The following is a 23,971-nucleotide window of genomic DNA, read 5'->3' on the forward strand; positions in this document are numbered from 1 at the left end:
TCGTGCGTATAGACTATCATACACACCATGAGCGGTGTGGACATGCCGTGGGCAAACTGGAAGAGTACGTGCAGCGTGGTGTGGAGATCGGACTATCCCAGATTGGATTGTCCGATCACATGCCCTTGTTGCATGTCGATCCGGCTCAATATTATCCGGAAATGGCGATGCCTATGGATGAACTGCCGCGTTACGTAGAGGAGTGTTTCTCCCTGAAAGAACGTTACCGTGGGCAGATTGACGTACGTGTTGGTCTGGAAGGTGACTATATCGAAGGCTGGGAAACAGAGATCCGTGCAATCATTGAGCGTTATCCATGGGATTATGTGATTGGCTCTGTGCATTTTCTTGGGGAATGGGACATTACGGATTTCCGCCAGACCCATCACTGGGAGGGCAAAGACATCCTTGAAGTATATCGTCAGTACTACGATGCCGTAAGCAAGGCAGCCGCCACGGGCATGTACGATATTATGGGCCATACGGATGTCATTAAACGGTTTGGCTATGTTCCTTCAACGGAGCAGACAGAAGAACGTATCTCACTGGAGAACGCAGCGCTGCAGGCTATTGCCAAAAGTGGTTGCGCCATGGAGCTGAATGCTTCCGGGATATCGAAGCCTTGTGCCGAGATGTTCCCTAGTCGCAGAATGCTGACAGAAGCCATTCGCTTGGGTATTCCATTAACCATGGGCTCTGATGCACATGACCCAATGAAGCTGGGCGATTATTTGCCTGAAGCTGAAGCACTTTTACATGAGTTGGGCTGTACGGAAGTCGCTGTTTTTGAAGGCCGTCATCGCTCGTTCATTCCTTTAAATGTATAAGCCATTGGAGTATAATGAGGGTAGGAAATAACCTTTTAGAGGTAGTTCAAAAATTCCGCCTTTGATTACGAAGGATGCCTAATGGCATCTTCAGCATCGAAGCTGGAATTCAGCCGAAATGTCCGTTGCTCACGTAGTTTTGCCTACGCTCCGCTACTCCATTTCTAGCTTTATCCCATCTTCTCGGTACTGAAAACCGGTCTTTTTGAACACTCGCTTTTAGATAAGGGATTATATAGGGACTTCAACCCTCGGGAGGGCATTATGCAGCATTCGTTACGTATTTTTTCCGGTTCATCGAACCCTAAGCTGGCAGAACAGGTATGTGACAAGCTGGGTGTACAACTGGGCAAGATCAAGCTGTCCAGGTTCAAGAGCGGAGAAATATACGTTCATTATGAAGAAACGATTCGTAATTGTGATGTGTTTCTGGTACAGTCGTTGTCTCATCCGATCAACGAGCTGTTTGTCGAGTTGCTTGTGATGATTGATGCTGCAAAGAGGGCTTCAGCGCGCACTGTTAACATCATTGTTCCGTATTACGGTTATGCTCGTCAAGAGCGCAAATCCGCACCACGGGAACCGATCTCGGCCAAGATGGTAGCAGATGTATTAACTACGGCTGGCGCCAATCGAGTGGTAACGATTGACCTGCACGCAGCGGCCATTCAGGGATTTTTCAACATTCCGGTTGACCATATGACATCACTGGATCTGATTAGTGATTATCTGTTAAGCAAAGGAATCGAGAACCCTGTTGTCGTCTCCCCGGATGCGGGACGAGCATCGATGGCAGAGAAGCTGGCGAACCGTCTGGATTCTCCATTTGCCATTATGATCAAGAAACGTCCAAGCCATAATGAATCGGTGATTACCCATGTCATTGGTGATGTAGAAGGACGGACACCTATTATTATTGAGGATCTGATCGACACTGGAACAACCATTCTGAATGTCGTGGAAGGGTTGAAGGAACGTGGCTCCAAAAATGTATATGTATGTGCAACACACGGATTGTTCTCGGATGGTGCAGTAAGTAAATTGAATCACCCGTCGATTGAAGAGGTGGTAGTTACGGACTCGATCGCACTGCCAGATGATCACCCTGAATGCTTCAAAGTGTTACCTGTTGCGCCAATGCTGGCCCGCGCTGTACGCATTATTGTGGATGGTGGCTCCATGGCCACATTGTTTAAGGATTCTGGCATTTAGAGCATCGAAGATATAACGGTGTGCTGCCAGATGAATTGTTCCGTGTCTGAGTTGTTATCTGCTCAGCACGGTTTTTTTTGTTTTGGCTCTTTGAATTCAATTCTTGCTTTGCTGCTCAGAGGCTTGTGCTATAATAACATAAAATCAGTTATGATAGCGTTATCATATAGTATTCAGCCCCTAAGGTGAGATGGATGCTGAACAGTAGAACCACGGCTGAGAACATTGGCATCGTGGAGTGAGGAGTGGGGTCTATTGTCTCGTAATTGGTACTATCGGTTATTGTTCTCGTACTTCCCAATTTTTTTTCTTACGGTGACCATACTCATTTTCATCGCGTTTGTTTTCATCAATGACATCTCTAAAGAGGAAACAAAAAAAGCAGACCGGATTTCCTCCAGTTATATGATAGACACGGTGGATCGCACAATCAGGGATATTGAACTATCCATCCTGGAAACGGTACAGAGTCAGCAGGCATACAAACTCTATTTTAATAACACAAACCTGACCAGCTCGGACACGGTGTATGCAATTGCGCAGAATTTACGTGAGCTATCCAATTCGTCCTCATGGATTCAGTCCATCTATCTATATGACAAGCGAAATAAACATGTTCTGACCGTAAGTGGTTCCAGAGAAGTGGAAGGTTTCTCGGATAAGGCATGGATTGATCAGATGGGTACCGGGTCGATCGGTTCAGGCTGGCAGCCGGTCCGGGAATTCGATGCGGACTCTGTTCAACGTACCCCTATTCGCGTATTAACCGTGAACAAGGACATGCCTTTGCCTTTTGGCTCTCAGGGCACATTGGTCATTAATATCAAGATGAGCAGCATTGAACAGAGTGTAGATAGTATGGTTAATGGTCAGCTCTCATTCCTGACGATTACGGATCGGGACGGTAAGGTTGTGTATAACGCACATTCGGACCAAGAGGGCTCGATAGACGGTCAGGAACTGAATAGGCTAGCGCTAGAAAGACTGGGCTGGACAATATCCAGTGGAATTAAGGCTGGCAACTTGTTTGGCTGGGTATCGGTCATATCTTATGTATGGGTGATCATTGCTATTGTGACTGTCATCTGTGCGATTGTATATATCGTGTATATTACTCGCCGTAACTATAAACCCATTCAGATCATCATGAACCGGATTGAGTCTCATCAGATTCGGGCGTTCGAACACTCAGGTGCTCGCACGGATGAGATGAAGATGATTGACGGTGTGCTTGAGAATCTGATTAATCATATGATGGATTATGACAAGAAAAGCAGGGAAAATGTACTTATGCAGCGCAGCAAGTTGTTCAATGCCCTGTTGCATGGTGAACACATGGAAAATGCAGCAGAGCAATTAAAAGAGCTTTCTCCATTGAATGACGTGCATGACTCGTCGCGTTTTGTCGTTGTTGTTGGAGAGATTAACCGTTATGAGAAGGGATTTCAGGAGAGGTACACGAGAGGTGAACAAAATACGCTGAAATTTGCCTTGATGAACGTTTTGCAAGAGCTGTCACGTAATACGGGAGTCCAATGCTGGACGGAATGGATTAGTGTGGATCGAATTGCAATCCTTTTTGTGTTCAAAGAACAGAATGATAACAACTTGGATATGTCTGGGCAGATTCGTGTTGTAGCTGAGGAATGCAAATCTTGGGTAGAACAAAATCTACGCATTTCCTTAAGCTTTGGCATTGGACCTATCGCTCAGGGAATCGGTACAATACGAGATTCCTATGCGGCCGCAGAAGCGGTAATGCAACGTAAACTGTTGATGACTGGAGATGTCGGCCAAGCCGACTGCGGTGAAACGCAGCATCCTTTGCTGGATACCTATACCTATCTGCAGATGATTGCGGACTTTGTTAAGCGGTTCCGGATGTCGAGTGGACAGTGGCGGGAACAGTTGGAGGAGATCTTTACAGCGTTTGAACAGAACAAACTGCCGGATGATGAGATTCGTTCTCTGATTCAGGCCATGTTACAGATGCTCAGCCGAGAGGTGGCCATGATGTCGGAAGGACTCCAGGAAGAGCTGTCCGAAGAAAACATCAACAGATGGTTGAGTGCTGTAGAAGAGGCAGAGACGCTTGCGGATGTGAAAAGTCTTTTGTTTGATGGTCTGACGGACTTGTTCAGAACGTATGTAGCGGTAACGGAAACCAAGAGCTACAAAGCCATGGTCAACGAAATGAAAAATTATATCGAAGAACAGTTTGCGAATCCTGATCTTTCATTGAAACATCTGAGCGATCGATTCCAGATTACGGGCAAACATGCGAGTTATTTGTTCAAGACAGAATTCAACATGAAGTTTGTTGATTTTGTTACAGAGCTTCGCATGAAGGAGACGGAGCAGCTTCTGCTCAATACCGATTACTCTTTGCAGGATATTGCCCTGAAGGTGGGGTATGCAAATGGAATTACGTTGGGACGTGTATTTAAGCGGGTAACGGGTATTACACCAGGAGATTATCGTCGTTTGAAACGTGAACATCGAGAACCCGAAGAGTAAAGCAAAAGTGATCCTATTCTGAGATCTGTACATCAGGATAACACAGGGTGAATTTCATGTAGTCACTTTCCACTTAGGAGAGAGGCTTGCAGAGGTTCGCCCTGTTTTCGTTGAACAATACTCTTATACTAAATCGGATGCAACTGTTTTCGCAGGATAACAAGCTAATATTCCTGTTTTTTTCCCGTTTACGAATATAGGCAGTGTGTGAAAATGGTTTATCCGACTTGGGACAGGCAGTTCTGATCCTTGAGGCGAAGAGTGCCGTCAAAGCCTAGAGCAGCGCAGCTTTGGGAAAAGAATCAGTCTGCGAAAATAGGCTTAACATATAAACCATAATCCGTTTGTAAGCGCTTCCGAAAGAGGTTTATTGCAGGATGACGGAAAAATGTGAAATACTCTGGGCAAGCTTTAAACATTCACGCAAAGCCAAAGGGGATGACAAAATGAGAAGCAAAGCAACCAAAGGGAGTCTAAAGAAATGGATGGGTTTGGCGCTTACGATGGTAATGGGCGTTTCTTTACTTGCGGGATGCTCATCAGCATCAGAAGAATCAGCTGAAGGCGGAACATCAGGCAATGGCGAGCGCGTTACCTTAAAGGTGGAGATTTTTGACCGTGGTAACAGTCCTTCACCGTACACAATTACGAACAACTATCTATCTAAAATGATTCAGGAGAAGTTCGGTGATCCCAACAATATTGACGTACAGTTTGTACCCGTTCAGCGTTCTGAGGAAGTTACCAAGCTGAACGTCCTGATGGCTAGCAATACGGATGTCCCTGATATTGTCTTTGTTTATGACTCAAGCGTGTTTTATCGGTATGCCCAGCAGGGTGGTTTGACTGATGTTGGAGAGTTGATTGATCAGCACGGTCCGAACCTGAAGAAGTTCCTGGGTGAAGATACTTTGAAGTTTGGGCAAGTGGAAGGACAACAGTTTGCTGTTCCGGGTAAACGTGCTATCACAGGCCGATACAGTTCTTACATCCGTCAGGATTGGCTCGATAAGCTGGGATTGCCAGCGCCGAAGACCACGGATGAATTATATACAACTTTGAAAGCGTTCAAGGATAAAGATCCTGGTGGTCTCGGAAGCAAAAACATCCCAATGGGTATGGCTCTTGCACCAGCTCAATTCGAAACGCTCATCTACTCATTCATCAAGCCAGTTAGTGGCGACCTGACCTATGGTCAACGGTATGAATTGCCACTGCATGAAGGATTCAAAGAATCGATGCAGTTCCTGAACAAACTGTACAACGAAGGTCTGATCAGCAAAGACTTCAGTTTGGATGAAGACAAAACGCAGTTAGGGAAAGACATTCAAAACGGTAACGTAGGTTACTGGTCTGAAGATGTGGATGCCATGTTCTACGGAGATGGCACACTGGATAATTTGCATAAAAATGTGAGTGGCAGTGAAGTGTTGCCGGTTGATGTGTACACCAATCCAAATGCAGACAACAAACACATCAAGTCACGCTACGGAACAAATGGTATGTACATTATGATTCCGAAGAGCAGCAAACGTTCTGTCGAAGCGATCAAATATCTCGACTGGATGGCATCTGACAACAATCTGATTGATATCTACAGTGGTGTGGAAGGCGAGAACTATGATTTGGTAGACGGCATTCCAGTAGTGAAAGAGGATGCATCCCAGGAAGCGCAGGATCGTCTGTTTAACGCAGGGGATACAGCCATTATCTCGAACGGTAAAAACATTGGTGATCAAGCGACGAATGAAAAGGCATGGATTATGGGCTTCCCGCAAAATAATCAGGAGATGCTGAAACAATCCATTGATATTGCTAACACCGATACGGTAGGACCAATCATTTTCGACAAACCGATTGAAGCAGAGATGAAGTACAGCACAGCTCTCAAAGACAAATTAAATGTCATTATCGTAAAAACAGCGATGGCTAAGCCAGCAGAATTCGATGCGGTATATGAAAAAGAAATGGCTGATTTCATGTCTCTGGGTGGTACTGAACTGAAAAAAGAACTTGAAGAAGCAGTTCAGGCACTTCCTGCAAATTAAGTAGCTCCACATTTCAATCTCCAAGACAGATACCCATACTACTGCTTAACTAGAAAGGAACGTGTGCCGCCGGACTGGCGGCACAGCCGTTTCCTTGTTGATAGGAGGAAACCGACTTGACCACCACATACTTGAAGAGGTATTGGCAATTATACGCTCTGATTTCACTGCCCATTATCTACTTTTTAATCTTTCGTTATGGACCGATGTACGGTGTACAGATCGCCTTTAAGGACTTTAACCTGTTTCAGGGAATCAGCGGCAGTGAGTGGATCGGTTTTGATGCTTTTCGCGAAGTATTTGGAATGCGGGACTTCTACACGACATTGCGCAACACCTTTATGCTGAATTTTCTTGATCTGGTCGTTTCATTTCCAGCTCCTATTATTCTGGCAATCATGCTTTATGAAGTTCGATTCAAATGGTTCAAAAAAATCTCACAAACGATATTGTACATTCCTCACTTTATCTCATGGGTAATCATCGGGGGAATTGTGTACCAATTGTTCGGTAATCAATCCGGTATGGTTAACGGCGTACTGGAAAGCATGGGCTTAAATTCAATACCATTTTTGACAGAAAAAAATCCATGGCTTGTGACGTATCTCTTCACAGGTGTCTGGCAAAGTGCAGGATGGGGAACCATTCTATATCTGGCCGCATTAACCGGCGTCAACAAGGAATTGTTTGAAGCAGCTGAGATCGATGGAGCATCGCGGCTGAAGAGAATCTGGCATATTACATTGCCAAGTATTAAACCAACCATCGTGACCTTGCTTATTCTCAATCTTGGACATATGGTCAGCATCGGTTTTGATCGGCCTTATATCATTGGTAACACGGCCGTGCGTGAATATTCCGATGTACTCAGTACCTTTGTATACAGAGTTGGTCTTGAATCAGGACAATACACGCTGGCAACTGTCGTCGGACTGTTCCAAGCAGTGGTGGGACTCATATTCGTGCTAGGATCTAACTATATTTCGAAGAAAGCAACCGGTGAAGGTATTTTGTAGGTTGTGGATGAACGGAAGAGACGCCAATCGGCTTGTTTGTATAGACCATCAGTAAAGGAGCTGTGCGCATATGAGTGAACGCACCTCAAACCGGATTTTTGATATCGTTAATATCTCCTTTATCACCTTGTTTGTTATATTCTGCCTGGCTCCATTTCTGCACACGATCGCGATCTCATTCAGTTCTAACCGTGCGATTACGTCAGGAGAAGTGACCATATTCCCGAAAGAATTCAATTGGGATGCGTATATTCAGGTGTTCTCTGATCAGTCGATGATCTATTCACTGGGTTACACGACAGTTCTGACCATTGCTACTACTGTGCTGTGCATGGTGTTCACACTGGCAGCTGCTTACCCGTTAACCAAGAAAAAATTAAAAGGGCGCAAGCTCTTCATGTATGTCATCATCATTACGATGTTCTTCAGTGGCGGGATCATTCCTGAGTATTTGCTCATTCGTGACCTGAACTTACTTAATTCCGTGTGGGCACTGATTCTGCCAGGACTGGTCAGTCCGTTTAACCTGATTATCCTGATTTCTTTCTTCAGAGGTATTCCTGAAAGTCTGGAAGAATCCGCTGAGATTGACGGCAGTTCCCATGTACACACGCTATTCAAAATTATATTGCCACTATCCATGCCTGTACTGGCTACATTAGCTCTTTTCTATGCGGTTGGACGCTGGAATGGGTTCCAGGATTCCCTGATGTATATTAATGATCCGAAGCTGTACCCGCTTCAACTGAAGTTATTCCAAATGGTACAGAACAATATGGTCAGCGAGCTTACCCAGATGGAGGGTGCTAACCGTACGCCATTGACTCCCGAGAGTCTCAAGGCCGCAACCGTTATTTTTGCAACCGTTCCGATTCTACTTGTCTATCCGTGGCTGCAAAAGTATTTTGTCAGTGGTGCGATGCTTGGCGCGGTAAAAGGTTGAGTTAAGGCTGATGTAAAAAGTTTAGCCAGAGGGAGGAGAAGGAAAACAGATGCAGCACATAGACAAGGGCGAATACTCATTCTCGACATGTTGGAACATCAGGAAACATCCAGTAGGGGAAGATATGATTCGGGAGATTGCGGATCTCGGCTTTCGTCGGGTGGAGCTCAATTATAATGTGACGAAGGAGATGCTCACGACGATTGAGCCGATGATTGAGCGTGGAGAAATCGGAATTTCTAGTGTCCACAACACCTTTCCACATGACCCTGATCCAGACTACGGTACGGATTCCATCTTGCTCGGCTTCGAAGATGAAGTGAAACGTAAACGGGCGATCGAATTGCTGGTAGAGTCGGCTGAATATGCCCAACGTTATGGTGGAGAAGCAGTTGTTGTACACCCGGGAGAGGTACCTTTTCCTGAGGATATCAGCAAAGACCTTGGAAAGATCTATAACGAGGAAGGTCCGGACTCACCGAAGTATCGCAGTAAATGGGCTGAATTGATGGAGCGGCGGGAAGCCCTCAGTTCAGGGTATGTGGAGAAAATTATCGCCAGTCTGGATGAGGTATGCAATCGGGCGGCAGCTAAAGGTCTGGATGTTCGTTTTGGCATCGAGACAAGATCGCGACCACAACAGATTCCTACCCTTGCCGAAGCCAAGACTATCATCACAGCTCTCAAAGGGGCTCCGGTTGGTATCTGGTACGATACAGGTCATGCCATCATGATGGACCGAATGGGCCTTTATGACAGTGTGGGAGAAATGCAAGGGCTGATGGATGATATCGTAGGGGTCCATATCCATGAGACACTTGGTCTCTCTGACCACTGGTGCCCGTATGTACACAGTAAGGATATGAACTTCTATGATGCCTATCTGCCGATGATTCGTCGCGCACAGGTGAAGGTGTATGAGTTGAAGTCTGCCTGTAAGGCAGAAGAGATTCATGAGAGTCATGACTTGCTAATGAAGAAGCTTGGAGTGACAGAGTAGGCGCGGTGAAGTGGGGAACAGTTTGCATGTTCACAGCCTGTGTTCAACGACTGTTTCCTCAGTGACGGAGACACATGAGTATTTAGTAAAACAAGCACAGATTTTCTGGCGACTTTTGTAGAAATATGATATATACTGACGAGAAAAATGAACTCACCTACGGGCGGTATGAGAAGGCTTCCGGTCTGAATTGAAGGCACTGAAGCAACATACTCCGCACATCGGGAGAATGCATTGGTATGGAGGGGACTGCACATGTACAAACAACTGGTGGACAGTAATGACAGAGCGGTAGAAAGAGGCATATCCCGGCAGATGCTTGACCCGGAAAGCCGTTTCTATGGAGGGACAGTTGATCCCTTCACAGGTGTTGCCTGGGTCAACCATACGACTGGAACGCCCACGGATATGTGTTACTGGGGAGCTGCGCTCTCCAATCCGGACTCTATCTATTACCGGGATGAATCGTTGTTAAATCGACTGCTGTTAGCTACGGAATTTGTACTCCGTTTCCAGCATGAAGACGGTTCAATATCGCCTGGCTGGACCAATTACCATTCCCCTCCGGATACTGCATTTGTCGTTGTAGGGTATTCACAGTTGTATCAGCTTCTTCAGCAGCAAGAATGGGAGCCGCTTCAACCTGTATTGAACAATATGAGGCTGTTTCTGGAACGTACAATCCCAACCATGCTTACAGGAGGTTGTCATACGCCCAATCATCGCTGGGTGCTATGCGCGGCGCTTGGTTTCCTGCATAAAATATTTGATCTGGAGGAAGCTGTGCAGCGCGCAGAGCAGTGGATGGATGAAGGCATGGATATCACACCCGATGGGGAGTGGACAGAACGGAGCAACGGGATATACAGCGCAGTTAGCGACATCATGTTAATTCATGCTGCGCGCCTGCTCAATCGTCCTGAACTGCTGGAACCAGTGAGGCTTAATCTCCGCATGATGGTGTATCTGGTCCATCCAACGGGTGAAATTGTTACGGATTATTCAGGGCGACAGGATCTGGGCAGTGTTCATGATCTGTCACCTTATTATCTGCCTTATGCCATTTTGGCTCGGCTGGACGGTGATCCACTCTTTGCAGGTATGGCAGCCTGGGCTGGAGATACATTGACAGATCCGGGAGTATGTTCTGTGAATACGCTCATTCGATTAATGCTTGAGCCGGAGCTTCAGCAGACGAATGATACACGTGATGCATTACCGGAACAGTATGAGGTCATGCTGAATGAACATTTTGTACGGGAAGAATATTTGGAGCAGATGGACTCAGTGGGGCATCACGGACGGATCTCTCACAGTCGGATGCATACGGATTTTGGTGCTCCGGTAGCCCGAATTCGGGATGGTGCTACTAGCGTGACTGTGATGACAGAAGTTCCTTCTTTCTTCGCGCTTCGTCATGGCAAGGTGCGTCTGCTGGCTGTGCAACTGGCCTCGTACTTTAATCCAGGGTATGTACCTATGCAGCAAATGACGAGGCTGTCCGAAGGGTATCGACTAACTGGTGAGCAGAAAAAAGGTTATTACGGCCCAATTCCTGCGAACCTGCTGCCAGAATCGGCTGCATCAGATATAAGTCCATGGTATTTGTTACCTCATCAGAGTCGTCAGCTTACTCATGAGCAGACATTCCGTGTAGGAGCAGAATTACAGCCAACGGAAAACGGATGGAACATGCATCTATCTGGACAGGAACCGGAGGACATTATGATGCAGTTATCCTTTGTATTCGGAAGCGAAGGTGAGCTGACCTGTGAGGACGCGATTGAAACGAGTGAGGGTCACTATTTGTGGAAAGGCGGTACATTACGCTATACCTGCGGAGAAGACTGGCTGGAGATCACCGGGGGCGAACTGGGTCATCTGGCGGCAACGGTACGTGAGGCAAAACTGCCGGACAAGTGTAAGGTTGTGCTGGTCAATTTCATGACGCCGTTTGATAAAACCCTTCATATTTCACTTTCTCCTTCGATGGCGTCGAAAATCTAGATTTATTAGATATTTAAGCCATAATAGTTAGAAGACCGAGCCCAAATGCTCGGTCTTCTTTTTTTACGAACGACGAATGACTGCAATTAACGTTCTAAAATGATATTCCCACTGTCCAGCTCAGTCCAGTAATGTATGAACTATGATCATTTAAGTTGCTCTAACGCAGTTTCGATTGGTTTAGTGAACAGAGGATCATCTTTGGTTTTGCTCCAGTAAACGATAAGAACATTTCCTTTCTCATATAGAAAAGGGAATGTTGTGAATTGGGCGCTTTCCATGTGTTTATTGAATTCTTTTGTCCCGTTGATGCGACCCTTTTCTGAATTGAAAATATAAAAATGTATAAATTCAGGGCTATATGGTTCTTCTTCCACGGGCACTTCAACGGAGTACACCTCAGGTACAACATCATCTAATTTCAAAGGATACCCGGTTATACCAAAGGACACTAAATCCAGTTCTTGAGACTCGAGCGCGCTCAGTACATCCTCTAATGTGAACTTATTTTCTATGTTTTCTATATCTTTTGAACATCCATTCAAAGCAAACAAGCATATTAAGATGAATATAAGTGGTTTTATCTTTGAGATCCTCAATATAACATCCCCTTAAAATAATAATGATGTGTCTTTATTTTTTATTACATACGCGAAAAAGAGGCTGACGGACAGAGCTAATATACGTTGTTTAATTTTTAATGGAGATAAACCACTAAAAAGGACAATGAGGATAATAATACCATAGACTACACTCGTATTATTATAACCGGACCGAATCCAGTTAAATGCCGCGTAACCGACAAGAATAGACTAATGCAATACTGCAAAGAGAGCCTATGGTAAGTGAGTGTAGGAGTCTCTAGGTAAACATGGTTTTCCTTTGAATAAACAACGCTCCAAGGTGATAGGTTTCCGCAAAATGGAATATCATCTTCTTTTGCATTTTTTTCATAAACGACATGAAACTACATATTGAGAAGTGGGCCTTAAGATGTGGTATACTGAAGAGTATGAATGAAATGCAAAGAGGAGGTGCCTTGGAAGATGAAGGGCAAGCTAGTGCGGGCTGAGGGACACCTTGCCAATATTATACCGATTCACTTGGATGCTTCTTTCTTCTTTGAAAGAGCTGTCCGCTCGCTGGACCGTAATCATGTCGACAAGGCATTAAAATATTTTCGCAAAGCTGTTGAATACGAACCGGAAAATCCGGTAAATCATTGTAATATGGCGGGTATATTATCGGAGAAGGGGGATTACGAAGCCTCCAATGCCATTCTGGCTAACGTGCTGGAAGTGGTAGATCCATCGATGACGGAATGTTATTTTTATATGGCGAACAATTATGCAAATATGGATCGGTTTGAGGAAGCCGAGCAAGCACTTGTTACCTATCTGGAGGAGGACACTCAAGGTCAGTTCATGACGGAAGCCGAAGAGATGATGGAGCTTCTGTATTATGAGCTGGATCGTCCGACTAAACTGAATCGAATCAAATCACGCAAAGGTGTAGTGGAGCACGATCAGGCACGGGAACTGCTGGAAGAAGGAAAATTTGCACAGGCTGCTGAATTGCTCGAAGGCATGTCTTCTGATTATCCTGATTACTTGGCTGCCCGTAACAATCTGGCACTCGCCTACTATTATATGGGTCTGTTTCCCAAAGCAAAAGAGACTATTGCCGAAGTGCTTGAACAGGAACCAGGGAATCTGCATGCACTCTGTAATCTGGCCATTTTCCATCAAAATGAGAACCGGGCTGATCAAGTACTGCTTTTGATCAAAAAATTGCGGGTCATCGTGCCATTCCAGCACGAACAAGTCTACAAACTGGCGACAACGATGGGAATTCTGGGCCAACACGATACGGCTTATGTTCACTTCCGGCGTTTGCTCAAGGACGAAGAGACAGCTGCTGATCCGGCACTTGCTCACTATGCAGCAGTGGCGGCTTATAATACAGAACGTTATGATGCTGCTGAGCGTTTATGGCATCATGTGTCCAAGCTTGATCCGGGTTCCGAAGTATCCCGGTATTATCTGTCAGGTCTTGAGGCTGTAAAACAAGGCGAGCAAGAGCCAGAGAAGCTGAGCTATCACTATCATCTGCCATTTGATGAGCAATTCAGACAGTGGGAGAACTACGGTAGTGGCATACCTGAAGAAATGAAGAATGATCCACTGATTCGCTCATCCTTCTTCTGGGCATTGCGTCATGGTGATCGGGCAACCAAGCTACAGGTTATTCATGCGCTTGGGATGATCGGTGACTATGAGGTGCAACAGGCTCTGCAATCCTTTATTGAAGAGCCTGGAGAAGAAAAGGATCTGCTTGAGGCAGCACAAACTGTACTGAACGGATTGAAATCGGCTGAACATGAGGATCGGAATTCTCAGGTGGTTCGCCCCTTTTCTCCTATAGCCTTGAAGTCTATTGGGAAGGTTCCATCCACATCAGAGCAATCGGACACTGGATCAACTTCCCATTGGCAGGCTGTTGTTGATCGTGCGTTACAGATGTCTGAAGCAAAGGCTGAGTTGCAGCACGAGATGGAACGGCTCTGGACGGATTATGTATCCCGGGTACATCCGGAAGTTCCGGGTACGAAGCAGATTGAGGGTTGGGCTGCAGGACTTGAATATTTGGCAGCGAAGAATCACAGTCGGCCCGTTACCTATCAAAGCATTGCTGAGCGGTATGGGATATCGGCATCAACGGTTAGCAAGTATGCTAAACAGATTCATTCGGTTTGTAACAGCAAGCCACCACTAGTATAGAAAGTTCGCTTCAACTCGTTTTCAGAAAGACATCATCAGGTGAAGGATACAACAACCGGGAAAACGGGTAAACTTAACGAATGGGCTTCGTAAACGCCTGTAGGATATCATCTTGGCAAGTTCATCGCTAGTACAACACATTCTCACCTTAATTAAGGAGGCTGTATCTATATGTCTAAATACAGAACGATTGTGATCGGAACGGGACCTGCGGGTCTGACAGCAGCGATATATCTGGCTCGTGCTAATCTGAAACCACTGGTTATCGAAGGTCTTCAGCCGGGTGGTCAATTGACGACGACAACGGAAGTTGAGAATTTCCCCGGTTTCCCGCAAGGTATCATGGGTCCGGAACTGATGGACAACATGCGTAAGCAAGCTGAACGTTTTGGAGCGGAATTCAAAAACGGTTGGGTGGAAGAGGTTGATTTCAGCAAACCGCCCTTCAAGGTCAAAGTTGGAGGAATCGGTGAACTGGAAGCTGAATCGATCATTATCTCCACAGGTGCTTCCGCTCGTTATCTCGGTATTCCGGGCGAGCAGGAAAATGTGGGACGTGGTGTAAGTACATGCGCGACATGTGACGGTTTCTTCTTCCGTGGCAAAAAAATCGTGGTCGTGGGCGGTGGAGACTCCGCGATGGAGGAAGCGAGTTTCCTGACTCGTTTTGCAACAGACGTGACATTGGTTCACCGCCGGGATGAATTACGTGCATCCAAGATTATGCAGGATCGGGCTCGCAGCAATGAAAAGGTGAAGTGGGCGCTGAACCGTACTCCACTCGAGGTCGTACCAGAAGCTTTGGGTGTCAAAGGGCTGAAAGTGCGCAACAACGAGACGGGGCAGGAAGAGTTGCTTGAAGCAGATGGCGTATTCGTTGCCATTGGTCACACACCGAATACCGGATTCCTGGGTAATGCGATTGCACTGGACGAACATGGCTATGTTGTCGTTAAACCCGGAACAACGGAGACCAATATTCCAGGTGTATTTGCCTGTGGCGATGTTCAAGATACGAAGTATCGTCAAGCTATTACGGCTGCAGGATCAGGATGTATGGCGGCAATGGATTGTGAGAAGTTCCTTGAAGGAAGCATTGTCCATGATTGGAGCGAAACGTTGGATAAATAAGCATTACATGCGTGAGGTTAGGCATATGCTGGGAATAAGAGACAACGGGAAGTCTCATGAAATGAGAGAAGCCGGAAGGCTTCTCTTTTTTTGAAACTACAGTGGGCATGAGATCGTATACATATAGGGCATATTAGCTGTGAGGTGAAGATTTTGGGGGAAATGATAAAAGATTGGTTACAGAATGCGACAGTGAGACGATTTTTAATCCTGCTCTTGTTCTGTTTAATTTTGTTCAGTATGGGGAGTATGCTGCACATGATTCTGCTGTTGTTCCTGGTGACGTATGTCATGAACAGGTTACAGCATTTCATTACAGGTGGTTTAAATCGGTTGTTTCCAATCAATTATAAAGTTGTAGTCATCCTACTCTATATGATTGTGATTGCAGTCATTGTGCTTGGCATTTCCAGATATTCACCACGGATCGTGGATCAGGTCGTCCAGTTGACAAACGAGATTATGAAATTTCTGGATAGTGCAGACGGTGATAATTTTGCGTCCAAAATTGCGGGTTATCTTCAATCCTTCGATATTAAAAATTACACCAATGATGCATTGAAATATATTTTCGCTTTGAGCAAATGGCTGGAGTTTATTCTGCTCGTCATCATTCTGAGTCTGTTCTTCTTGTTGCAGAAGCAGGAGATATCCAAGTTCACGTCCAAGTTCAAAACAAGTAAAATTGGATGGTTCTACAATGAAGTTGCTTATCTGGGAGACAAGTTCGTATCTTCTTTTGGTAAAGTCATTGAGGCACAGCTTCTTATTGCGGTGTTTAATACGGTACTGACGATACTGGGCTTATGGATTCTGGGTTTCCCGTATCTGTTCGCTCTGACCATTCTGGTGTTCATGCTCAGTCTGGTTCCCGTTGCGGGGGTTATCATCTCACTTGTACCGCTCTGTCTGATTGGGTATCAGATGGGTGGACTGAAATTAAGCATTATTGTGATCATCATGATTATTGTTATTCATGCTTTGGAGACGTACTTCCTGAATCCAAAACTGATGGCACACAAGACCAAATTGCCAATGTTCTACACCTTTATCGTACTAATTCTGTCGCAACACTTTCTGGGGATCTGGGGACTGATCATTGGTATTCCGATCTTTGTCTTCCTGCTCGATATTCTGGATGTGAACAAGATGGAGAAGACGGAAGAGCCGGTACGTGTGGAAACGAAGTTATAACGTAGAAAAATCAACTGAGTCAGCCCAATTTCTACAATTTTAGATTTTCATAAAAGTAAGGGAGCCTTCCTGTGGATGGAAGGCTCTTTTTTTGTTGGCAATACCGTCATTAGATAGCTTTCTGCGTAAAAATGACAGGTGGCGGGGTGCATAAGATGAGTCACCTATATGAGGGGACGATGTTGATCTTTTATGAATGGAACGAGTGAAGATGCAATATCATGAGTTGAGGCTTCCTCTGTTATGGGGAGGAAGGAATAAAGCGTGCGTTTATAAATGAAGGTAATGAGGATGTATACGTATTCAAAAACGGTGCGTGATGTGGTTCACAACCCCGGCGGAGCAGGAGGTACTAGAGGTCTTCTCGTCTTGACCCAGGCGTATCCTTCAATTATAGTTGGTACGTAGGACTTAAACTATTTTAGATAGATAAAGGTGGCTTGCAGCATGTCTGAGAAAATCTACGTTGGGGTCGATCTCGGCGGAACAGCAATCAAGGTCGGTATATGCGATGAACAAGGTCAGCTAATGCATACGTATGAAGGACCGACTGAAGTGGATAAGGGCGTAGACACGGTCATCGCCAACATCGAGAAGTATGTCCGACATATCGTAGCCGAATCACCGTACAGTTGGGAACAGCTTGAGGGTGTAGGTGCTGGAGTGGCCGGTTTCACGAATGTACGCGAGGGAATTATCGTTCATGCCCCTAACATCGGATTTCGGAATGTGGCCATTCGTTCGATTCTGGAAGAACGTCTGGGCAAGCCAATCAAAATAGATAACGATGCAAACGTGGCTGCACTGGGTGAAGTCTGGGCAGGTGCGGGTAAAGGCGTAGACAACTGCGTATGTTATACACTCGGTACGGGTGTTGGCGGAGGCTTGATCCTGAATGGTAACATTTATCAGGGTTTCTCCGGTATGGCGGGAGAACTGGGTCATATCAGTGTTGTACCTGATCTGGAAGCCATCAAATGCGGTTGTGGTAAAATGGGATGTGTAGAAACAGTATCGTCTGCAACGGGTATTATCCGTATGGCAAAGGATGCCGTAGAGCGCGGGGATCATACGTCACTGGCACTCGTCGACAAGATTGCAGCCAAAGAAGTATTTGATGCTGCCAAGGCAGGCGATGAAGTGGCACAGCGCATTGTGAATCGTGCGGCCTTTTACCTGGGCAAGTCCATGGCTACTGTAGCAGCTGTCATTAACCCGGAGATGTTCATCATCGGTGGCGGCGTATCCAAAGCGGGCAATTTCTTGTTTGATGAAATCCGTACTGTGTTTGCTAAGCTGACGCCAGAACCGTTGCAAGATGGGGTTCAGATTCTGGAAGCTACACTTGGTAATAATGCAGGTATTGTGGGTGCAGCAGGTCTTCTCTTGCGTTCCTAGTATCCTCGTAACAATATATGAAGACAGCAATATGATAAGGAGGGGACATTTATGCTTGAAGGTGAAGGATCACCAGGCACAGGCGCCACGCTCATTATCATTACGGGCATGTCCGGAGCAGGTAAAACCATTGCAGTACAAAGCCTGGAGGATCTGGGTTTCTTCTGTGTGGATAATCTGCCGCCGGTATTGATTCCAAAATTTGCGGAACTAATTGAACAGTCAAACGGCAAGATTGGTAAGGTTGCATTGGTTATCGATCTGCGCGGGCGTGAATTCTTTACGGCTCTGTCCGAGTCTTTGAACTATATTAAAGATCATTTTACCATTCATTGCGAGATTTTATTCCTGGATGCTACAGATTCTGTACTTGTTCAGCGTTACAAAGAAAGCAGGCGCAGACATCCTCTGGCTCCTGAGGGCATGCCGCTGGATGGCATCCGACTGGAACGCAAGATGTTGGAGGAACTCAAAAACTCTGCGACTCAGGTACTGAATACAAGTACAATGAAGCCTGCTCAACTGAAAGAACGTATCATATCCCGTTTTTCTCATCTCGAGAGCCAAATGCTGTCGGTGAATATTACATCGTTTGGATTCAAGTATGGGATTCCGATTGATGCTGATCTGGTGTTTGATGTACGTTTTTTACCGAATCCACATTATATTGATCATTTGCGACCGAATACGGGACAGAATAGTGATGTGTACGAATATGTTATGAAGTGGCCAGAGACACAGGCGTTTCTGACCAAGCTGCTGGATATGCTGCATTTCCTGATTCCGCAATACCGGAAGGAAGGCAAAAGCCAGGTTATTATTGGAATCGGCTGTACCGGAGGCAAGCATCGTTCGGTAGCAATATCGGAATATTTGGGCAAGATGTTGGGAAGCAGCGAGACAGAAGCTGTTACCGTGAGCCATCGCGACGCTGACCGGGACCGTCATTGAAGAGGGTGAAGGGATGAAAGAGGCCGGACCACGAAGAGAACGTCCGAGAATAGTTGTAATGGGCGGCGGAACCGGATTATCCGTGATGCTGCGCGGTTTGAAAGAGAAGCCGCTGGATATCACGGCCATCGTCACAGTTGCAGATGACGGTGGAAGTTCAGGCATCCTGCGCAATGAGCTACAGATGCCGCCTCCGGGCGACATTCGCAACGTGCTTACGGCACTGGCTGATGTAGAACCATTGCTTTCAGATATGTTGAAGTACCGTTTCAATACAGGCGCGGGGCTTGCAGGCCACAGCTTGGGAAATTTGATTTTGGCTGCAATGACGGATATTTCGGGCGACTTTGTGACCGCAGTGCGGGAGCTTAGCCGCGTGTTTGCCGTTCGAGGTGAGGTATTGCCAGCCGCAGGCCAGGCCGTTGTGTTGCATGCCGAGATGGAAGATGGGACAATTATTACAGGTGAGTCCAAAATCCCTGAGGCGGGTGGACGCATCAAACGTGTTTTCCTTGAACCGGATCACGTGGAGCCGTTGCCAGAGGCAGTAGAGGCCATTCGTCAAGCTGATGCTATTCTGATCGGGCCAGGCAGCCTCTATACAAGCATCCTTCCCAATTTACTCGTACCTAAGCTTGCAGAAGCTGTGGTAGAGGCTGATGCGGTGAAGATGTTTATCTGTAATGTGATGACACAGCCGGGAGAAACAGATAACTATACGGTAAGTGACCACCTTAAGGCGGTACACGAGCATATAGGTCATCAGCTCTTCGACTATGTTATCGTAAATAATGGTGATATTCCGCTGCAAGTGCAAAATAAGTATGCGGAAAAAGGAGCAAAACCGGTTGTACTGGATATGAATGTACTCGAAAGTGCCGGTTATCAGGTGGTTGCAGATACCCTTGTTCTGTTCAAAACCTATCTGCGTCATGATGCTGACAAGTTAAGTCATCACATCTACCAACTGGTACAAAATTGGATGTTACGGAAGAGGTGAAGTCCCATGTCGTTTGCAGCACAGACCAAAAAAGAATTAACCATGATCGAGAGCGAACCGTGCTGCGAAAAGGCGGAACTTTCAGCCCTCATCCGTATGCTTGGTGCAGTGCAGTTATCGAATAAAAAAGTGATCTTGGATATTTCGACGGAGAATGCCGCGATTGCAAGACGGGCATACTCTCTGCTTAAAAAGCATTTTCAAGTGCATACGGAATTACTGGTCCGCAAAAAAATGCGGCTGAAAAAGAACAATGTATATATTGTTCGTATTCCAACCATGGTACAGGAGATTCTCAATAGTCTTCATATTGTATCTGAGGGCTTTCTCTTTACCCCAGGGATCAGTACGGAATTGTTTCAACAAAACTGTTGTAAACGGGCCTATCTTCGCGGTGCATTTCTGGCCGGTGGATCGGTTAATAATCCGGAAGGTTCCTCGTACCATCTGGAGATTGCGTCCATGTATGAAGAGCACTGTCAGGCACTGGTTGACCTGGCCAATGAATTTCATCTGAATGCCCGGTGTATAGAACGGAAAAAAGGATTCATCCTATACATTAAGGAAGGCGAGAAAATCATTGAGCTGCTCAGCATCATTGGTGCTCATCAGGCCTTGTTCAAGTTTGAAGACGTACGGATTATGCGCGACATGCGTAACTCCGTTAATCGGATTGTCAATTGTGAGACCGCCAACCTGAATAAGACCATCGGAGCGGCGGTGAGGCAAATCGATAATATCCGGTTGTTACAAAAGGAAGTTGGTCTGGAATCTTTGCCTGAGAAGCTTCGCGAAGTGGCGGAAGTTCGACTCGCTCATCCGGATATCAACTTGAAGGAAGTTGGCGAGCTCCTTAAAGGTACAGTCAGCAAGTCGGGAGTGAACCATCGGCTTCGTAAAATTGATGAGCTGGCTGAGAAAGTACGCACAGAACGTTATGGTTAAGACGGAGTAGGGTAAAGTAACAAGGTCGGGAAAGTCAGCCGTTAAGGATCTGGGAGACTCACTTAGGTCATTGGATGCGCTGTGCAAAAGATGAAATTAGGGCAAGATAATGTCCTCCAAAGCACCCTGAGTTTTTTCTTCTAGTGTCCTGCACGGGTTAATGGTATAATGTTGTATAAATATAATTGTGTATTTAATGTCCAGATTTCATAATAGGGGGTAAGTTTCCATGACAAAGCACCCGGTAGTTGTCCGTTTGAAAACGGGTCTCCATGCCAGACCTGCGGCACTGTTCGTTCAAGAAGCGAATAAGTACTCGTCTGAAGTGTTCGTCGAGAAGGACGACAAAAAAGTTAATGCAAAAAGTATCATGGGGATCATGAGCCTTGCAATTAGCACAGGTACGGAAATCCAGATTAGTGCAGAAGGCGCGGATGCCGAACAGGCTGTAAACGCTTTAGTTAGTCTGGTAAGCAAGGAAGAGCTCGAAAACCAATAAGATATGATCAATCTAATGAAGAAGTCCCGAAAGGGGCTTTTTTGTGTTTTTCACGTTTATGCTATCGTCAAGTGCAACATTATGGAATTTGTCCCGTCTGTTAAGGTATCAAATCGTTTAAAGTTTGAGATGTTAACACATAAGGAGGCTATCGTGATGGGTAAACAATGGATGAAACCGTTTGGTGCGGTGCTGGTGGCAAGTACGTTGCTTATTGGAGGAACAGCATGGGTTGCACCAGGTAACTATGCTTACGCTGCAGAGGTTCAGGGTGTACAACAGAATGTGATTAATGTTGTGGGTAAAGGTGAGATTCAGGTGAAGCCTGATATCGCTTATCTGTCCATTGGTGTGAACAGTACTGCAGAGACAGCTGCATCTGCTCAAAAAGCGAATGCTGCCAAAGTTCAAAAGGTATCCAACTTGCTGAAGAATACGTGGAAGATCAGTGCAGACGACATTCAAACGAGTCAGTTCTCTGTACAACCCAACTATACGTATAGCGAAAAAGACGGACAACAAATTAAAGGATATACAGCGCATCATACGCTGACAGTCACATATCGTCAGATGGATAAGATTGGCGAGTTGCTCGATGCTGCTTCGGGTGCGGGTGCCAACAATATTGAAAACGTGCGCTTTACTGTAGAAAATCCGGAAAGTTATGAATCCCAAGTGATTGAAAAAGCTGTTGCCAATGCAGATGTGAAAGCGGGCGCCATTGCAAAAGCAGTTAAACGTCAACTGGGTGCTGTTCTTTCCGTGAGCCAAGGTGATGCCGATGTGCCTGTATTCTATGCAAGCGAGGCGTTGATGTCCAAAGCACAAGATACAGCAGGTGGTACTGAGATTGAAACAGGCCAGGTTAAAGTAAGTACAATCCTGAATATCACGTATGAAATGAAATAAACAAGATCGAACTAAGGATTGTAAACTTAAGAACCTTTATAAGTGTCATTTGAAGGGTACAACGAAATAATGACAAAGACTTTGTCCTGTGGACAGAGTCTTTTTTTGTTGGAAAAGCAAACTTTGATGAAGTTATATAGAAGGGTACCTTTTTGAAGCAACATGAAATGCTGTATATTGGTATCTTTTTTGTATAGTTGTTCGTGACAAAAAGGTCATATCCCCATATATTTTCCTACTGATATTCATCAACATTGTAACTCGAGCTGTAAACCTTTCCGAATTCGGGTTAATTATAATAGAGAGGTGAGCGTATGAGATATGCGATCAGGTCAGGATTACATACGCAATGATCCCTAATTGTGAATTCAGAGAGGAGTTTTATATATGACATCATGGAAAAAATGGACAAGTGCATTGCTCGCAGCAGGAATTATTGTAGGTAGCGGTTCGGTGTGGCAGGACAGTTCGGTTCAGGCGGCATCGGTATCCTCGAAAGTGACAACCACAGCTGAGGTGACCCTGAAGTCGGGTGGAAAAACACTGACTCAAAAAGGACTTCTTCAAGGTGGTTCAACTTGGGTATCTCTTACGGCAGTTAAAGATGTGGCAGGTGGAACGTTGAAATATGATGCGAAAACCAAAGAGTACGCTTTGACAGCAGCCAATAACACGATGACGATCAGCCTATTGGATGGCGAGCCGAGTGTTCGAATTAACAACTATTATCCTCAAGTGGACGCAAAGCTGATCAACGGCAGATTATATATCCCATTCTCAGCAATGAGAGATTATCTGGGTGTACAGGGGAATTGGGATGCCAAAACCAAAACGTTGTCACTCAGCAAGTTGAAACAAAATAACGTTAAAATTAAAGCGGCAACAGTTAATGTCACTGTAAAAAATGCTGAAGTAGATGTTCAATATCCACAGGTGAGTGGACTTGCCAGCAAAGAAGCTGAAGCGGCGATCAATAAAGTGCTGAAAGACGAAGTGGATACTTATGTAGCTGACTTCAAGAAACAGACATCTGAATTCGGCGGTGCAACCGCCAACCGTCCATATGCATTTGAGAGCTCCTATGTAGTGACGTACAACGAAAAAGGCGTGCTGGGACTCATTACACAACGATACGAAGATTATGCTGGCGCTCATGGCATGACATACCGTACGGGCCACACCTTTGCACTGGACACAGGTAAGGAGCTTACGTTAGATGATGTGCTGCAAAATAACAAAACGATGCGCGAGACGTTGAGTAAAAAAGTGGGTGAGCAACTGAAAGCCCGCGGTGGATACCTCGACGGTTATAAAGGTTTGAATAAAGATCAAGATTACTATGTGACACCAACGGGTGTAGTTGTGTTCTTCCAGTTGTATGAGTATACGGCGTACGCAGAAGGCTTCCCTGAAATGCCATTTACGTACAAAGAGCTTCTCCCTAAAGGCACAGAACCTTTCAGTAATGTAAATGGAACCAAATAAAGAATCATTATTATGCACTCTTAAGTTATTTTTCTTATAAAATGAAAAAAGAAGCCCCCATCATAATTATGATGAGGGCTTCTTCTCGTATAGACAACACAATTATATG

Annotated in this window: 19 protein-coding genes; 18 read left to right on the forward strand and 1 reads right to left on the reverse strand. The window is 45.6% G+C overall.

Annotated features, from left to right (window positions below; translation table 11 throughout):
* The first annotated feature begins 2 nt into the window (after window positions 1-2).
* From hisJ to MKY95_RS00850, 8 genes are all read left to right on the forward strand, one after another.
* Window positions 3-827 carry a histidinol-phosphatase HisJ gene (gene hisJ / locus MKY95_RS00815; RefSeq protein ID WP_036616181.1) on the forward strand — a complete coding sequence of 275 codons (825 nt, stop codon included), beginning with the start codon at window positions 3-5 and terminating at the stop codon, window positions 825-827.
* Window positions 828-1,091: 264 nt separating this feature from the next.
* On the forward strand, window positions 1,092-2,039 hold the full coding sequence (locus tag MKY95_RS00820; RefSeq protein WP_036616184.1) for a ribose-phosphate pyrophosphokinase: 948 nt from the start codon (window positions 1,092-1,094) through the stop codon (window positions 2,037-2,039).
* Window positions 2,040-2,294: 255 nt separating this feature from the next.
* The gene (locus tag MKY95_RS00825; RefSeq protein WP_036616187.1) at window positions 2,295-4,556 is read left to right on the forward strand and encodes a helix-turn-helix domain-containing protein; all 2,262 of its coding nucleotides are present in this window, start codon (window positions 2,295-2,297) and stop codon (window positions 4,554-4,556) included.
* Window positions 4,557-5,002: 446 nt separating this feature from the next.
* Window positions 5,003-6,604, forward strand: a complete 1,602-nt coding sequence (locus MKY95_RS00830; RefSeq protein ID WP_036674794.1) for an extracellular solute-binding protein — start codon at window positions 5,003-5,005, stop codon at window positions 6,602-6,604.
* Window positions 6,605-6,720: 116 nt separating this feature from the next.
* The gene (locus MKY95_RS00835; protein WP_036616191.1) at window positions 6,721-7,620 is read left to right on the forward strand and encodes an ABC transporter permease subunit; all 900 of its coding nucleotides are present in this window, start codon (window positions 6,721-6,723) and stop codon (window positions 7,618-7,620) included.
* A gap of 70 nt (window positions 7,621-7,690) precedes the next feature.
* Complete coding sequence (locus tag MKY95_RS00840) at window positions 7,691-8,563, forward strand: carbohydrate ABC transporter permease (RefSeq protein ID WP_036616194.1); 873 nt, start codon at window positions 7,691-7,693, stop codon at window positions 8,561-8,563.
* Between the two features lie 49 nt (window positions 8,564-8,612).
* Window positions 8,613-9,563, forward strand: a complete 951-nt coding sequence (locus MKY95_RS00845; RefSeq protein WP_047841453.1) for a TIM barrel protein — start codon at window positions 8,613-8,615, stop codon at window positions 9,561-9,563.
* A gap of 255 nt (window positions 9,564-9,818) precedes the next feature.
* Window positions 9,819-11,570: a hypothetical protein gene (locus MKY95_RS00850; RefSeq protein WP_076320058.1), complete on the forward strand. Its 1,752-nt coding sequence runs from the start codon at window positions 9,819-9,821 to the stop codon at window positions 11,568-11,570.
* Between the two features lie 146 nt (window positions 11,571-11,716).
* Here MKY95_RS00850 and MKY95_RS00855 read toward each other — a convergent pair whose 3' ends face one another.
* Window positions 11,717-11,995 carry a hypothetical protein gene (locus MKY95_RS00855; protein WP_155985139.1) on the reverse strand — a complete coding sequence of 93 codons (279 nt, stop codon included), beginning with the start codon at window positions 11,993-11,995 and terminating at the stop codon, window positions 11,717-11,719.
* A gap of 621 nt (window positions 11,996-12,616) precedes the next feature.
* Here MKY95_RS00855 and MKY95_RS00860 point away from each other — a divergent pair.
* The 10 genes from MKY95_RS00860 to MKY95_RS00905 all read left to right on the forward strand — a co-directional run bounded on the left by MKY95_RS00860 (window position 12,617) and on the right by MKY95_RS00905 (window position 23,862).
* Complete coding sequence (locus MKY95_RS00860; protein ID WP_036616205.1) at window positions 12,617-14,350, forward strand: tetratricopeptide repeat protein; 1,734 nt, start codon at window positions 12,617-12,619, stop codon at window positions 14,348-14,350.
* Between the two features lie 171 nt (window positions 14,351-14,521).
* On the forward strand, window positions 14,522-15,481 hold the full coding sequence (gene trxB, locus MKY95_RS00865) for a thioredoxin-disulfide reductase (RefSeq protein ID WP_036674745.1): 960 nt from the start codon (window positions 14,522-14,524) through the stop codon (window positions 15,479-15,481).
* Window positions 15,482-15,643: 162 nt separating this feature from the next.
* On the forward strand, window positions 15,644-16,675 hold the full coding sequence (locus MKY95_RS00870) for an AI-2E family transporter (protein WP_036616412.1): 1,032 nt from the start codon (window positions 15,644-15,646) through the stop codon (window positions 16,673-16,675).
* Between the two features lie 447 nt (window positions 16,676-17,122).
* Window positions 17,123-18,073 (forward strand): ROK family glucokinase, encoded by a 951-nt coding sequence (locus tag MKY95_RS00875; protein WP_017691252.1) that lies wholly within the window; start codon window positions 17,123-17,125, stop codon window positions 18,071-18,073.
* A 51-nt stretch (window positions 18,074-18,124) separates the two neighbouring features.
* Window positions 18,125-19,024, forward strand: a complete 900-nt coding sequence (gene rapZ / locus MKY95_RS00880) for an RNase adapter RapZ (protein ID WP_017691251.1) — start codon at window positions 18,125-18,127, stop codon at window positions 19,022-19,024.
* Window positions 19,025-19,037: 13 nt separating this feature from the next.
* Entirely contained in the window at window positions 19,038-20,024 is a 987-nt protein-coding gene (locus MKY95_RS00885) for a YvcK family protein (RefSeq protein WP_017691250.1), read from the forward strand.
* Between the two features lie 6 nt (window positions 20,025-20,030).
* Window positions 20,031-20,969: a DNA-binding protein WhiA gene (gene whiA, locus MKY95_RS00890; RefSeq protein ID WP_036616210.1), complete on the forward strand. Its 939-nt coding sequence runs from the start codon at window positions 20,031-20,033 to the stop codon at window positions 20,967-20,969.
* A gap of 229 nt (window positions 20,970-21,198) precedes the next feature.
* A complete protein-coding gene (locus MKY95_RS00895; protein WP_017691248.1) occupies window positions 21,199-21,468 on the forward strand; it encodes an HPr family phosphocarrier protein in 270 nt (89 codons plus the stop codon).
* Between the two features lie 156 nt (window positions 21,469-21,624).
* A complete protein-coding gene (locus MKY95_RS00900; RefSeq protein WP_076320059.1) occupies window positions 21,625-22,377 on the forward strand; it encodes an SIMPL domain-containing protein in 753 nt (250 codons plus the stop codon).
* 387 nt (window positions 22,378-22,764) lie between these two features.
* On the forward strand, window positions 22,765-23,862 hold the full coding sequence (locus tag MKY95_RS00905) for a DUF4163 domain-containing protein (protein WP_076320060.1): 1,098 nt from the start codon (window positions 22,765-22,767) through the stop codon (window positions 23,860-23,862).
* Window positions 23,863-23,971 lie beyond the last annotated feature (109 nt).

Origin of the sequence: Paenibacillus sp. FSL P4-0176, assembly GCF_037975265.1 — a bacterium.
Classification (GTDB): Bacteria; Bacillota; Bacilli; order Paenibacillales; family Paenibacillaceae; genus Paenibacillus; species Paenibacillus amylolyticus.

Bases quoted from the DNA above. Each gene is read 5' to 3' on its own strand.
- MKY95_RS00820 (WP_036616184.1), top strand. From the start codon at position 1,092: ATGCAGCATTCGTTACGTATTTTTTCCGGTTCATCGAACCCTAAGCTG.
- MKY95_RS00830 (WP_036674794.1), top strand. From the start codon at position 5,003: ATGAGAAGCAAAGCAACCAAAGGGAGTCTAAAGAAATGGATGGGTTTG.
- MKY95_RS00840 (WP_036616194.1), top strand. From the start codon at position 7,691: ATGAGTGAACGCACCTCAAACCGGATTTTTGATATCGTTAATATCTCC.
- MKY95_RS00845 (WP_047841453.1), top strand. From the start codon at position 8,613: ATGCAGCACATAGACAAGGGCGAATACTCATTCTCGACATGTTGGAAC.
- MKY95_RS00850 (WP_076320058.1), top strand. From the start codon at position 9,819: ATGTACAAACAACTGGTGGACAGTAATGACAGAGCGGTAGAAAGAGGC.
- MKY95_RS00860 (WP_036616205.1), top strand. From the start codon at position 12,617: ATGAAGGGCAAGCTAGTGCGGGCTGAGGGACACCTTGCCAATATTATA.
- trxB (WP_036674745.1), top strand. From the start codon at position 14,522: ATGTCTAAATACAGAACGATTGTGATCGGAACGGGACCTGCGGGTCTG.
- MKY95_RS00870 (WP_036616412.1), top strand. From the start codon at position 15,644: ATGATAAAAGATTGGTTACAGAATGCGACAGTGAGACGATTTTTAATC.
- MKY95_RS00875 (WP_017691252.1), top strand. From the start codon at position 17,123: ATGTCTGAGAAAATCTACGTTGGGGTCGATCTCGGCGGAACAGCAATC.
- rapZ (WP_017691251.1), top strand. From the start codon at position 18,125: ATGCTTGAAGGTGAAGGATCACCAGGCACAGGCGCCACGCTCATTATC.
- MKY95_RS00885 (WP_017691250.1), top strand. From the start codon at position 19,038: ATGAAAGAGGCCGGACCACGAAGAGAACGTCCGAGAATAGTTGTAATG.
- whiA (WP_036616210.1), top strand. From the start codon at position 20,031: ATGTCGTTTGCAGCACAGACCAAAAAAGAATTAACCATGATCGAGAGC.
- MKY95_RS00895 (WP_017691248.1), top strand. From the start codon at position 21,199: ATGACAAAGCACCCGGTAGTTGTCCGTTTGAAAACGGGTCTCCATGCC.
- MKY95_RS00900 (WP_076320059.1), top strand. From the start codon at position 21,625: ATGGGTAAACAATGGATGAAACCGTTTGGTGCGGTGCTGGTGGCAAGT.
- MKY95_RS00905 (WP_076320060.1), top strand. From the start codon at position 22,765: ATGACATCATGGAAAAAATGGACAAGTGCATTGCTCGCAGCAGGAATT.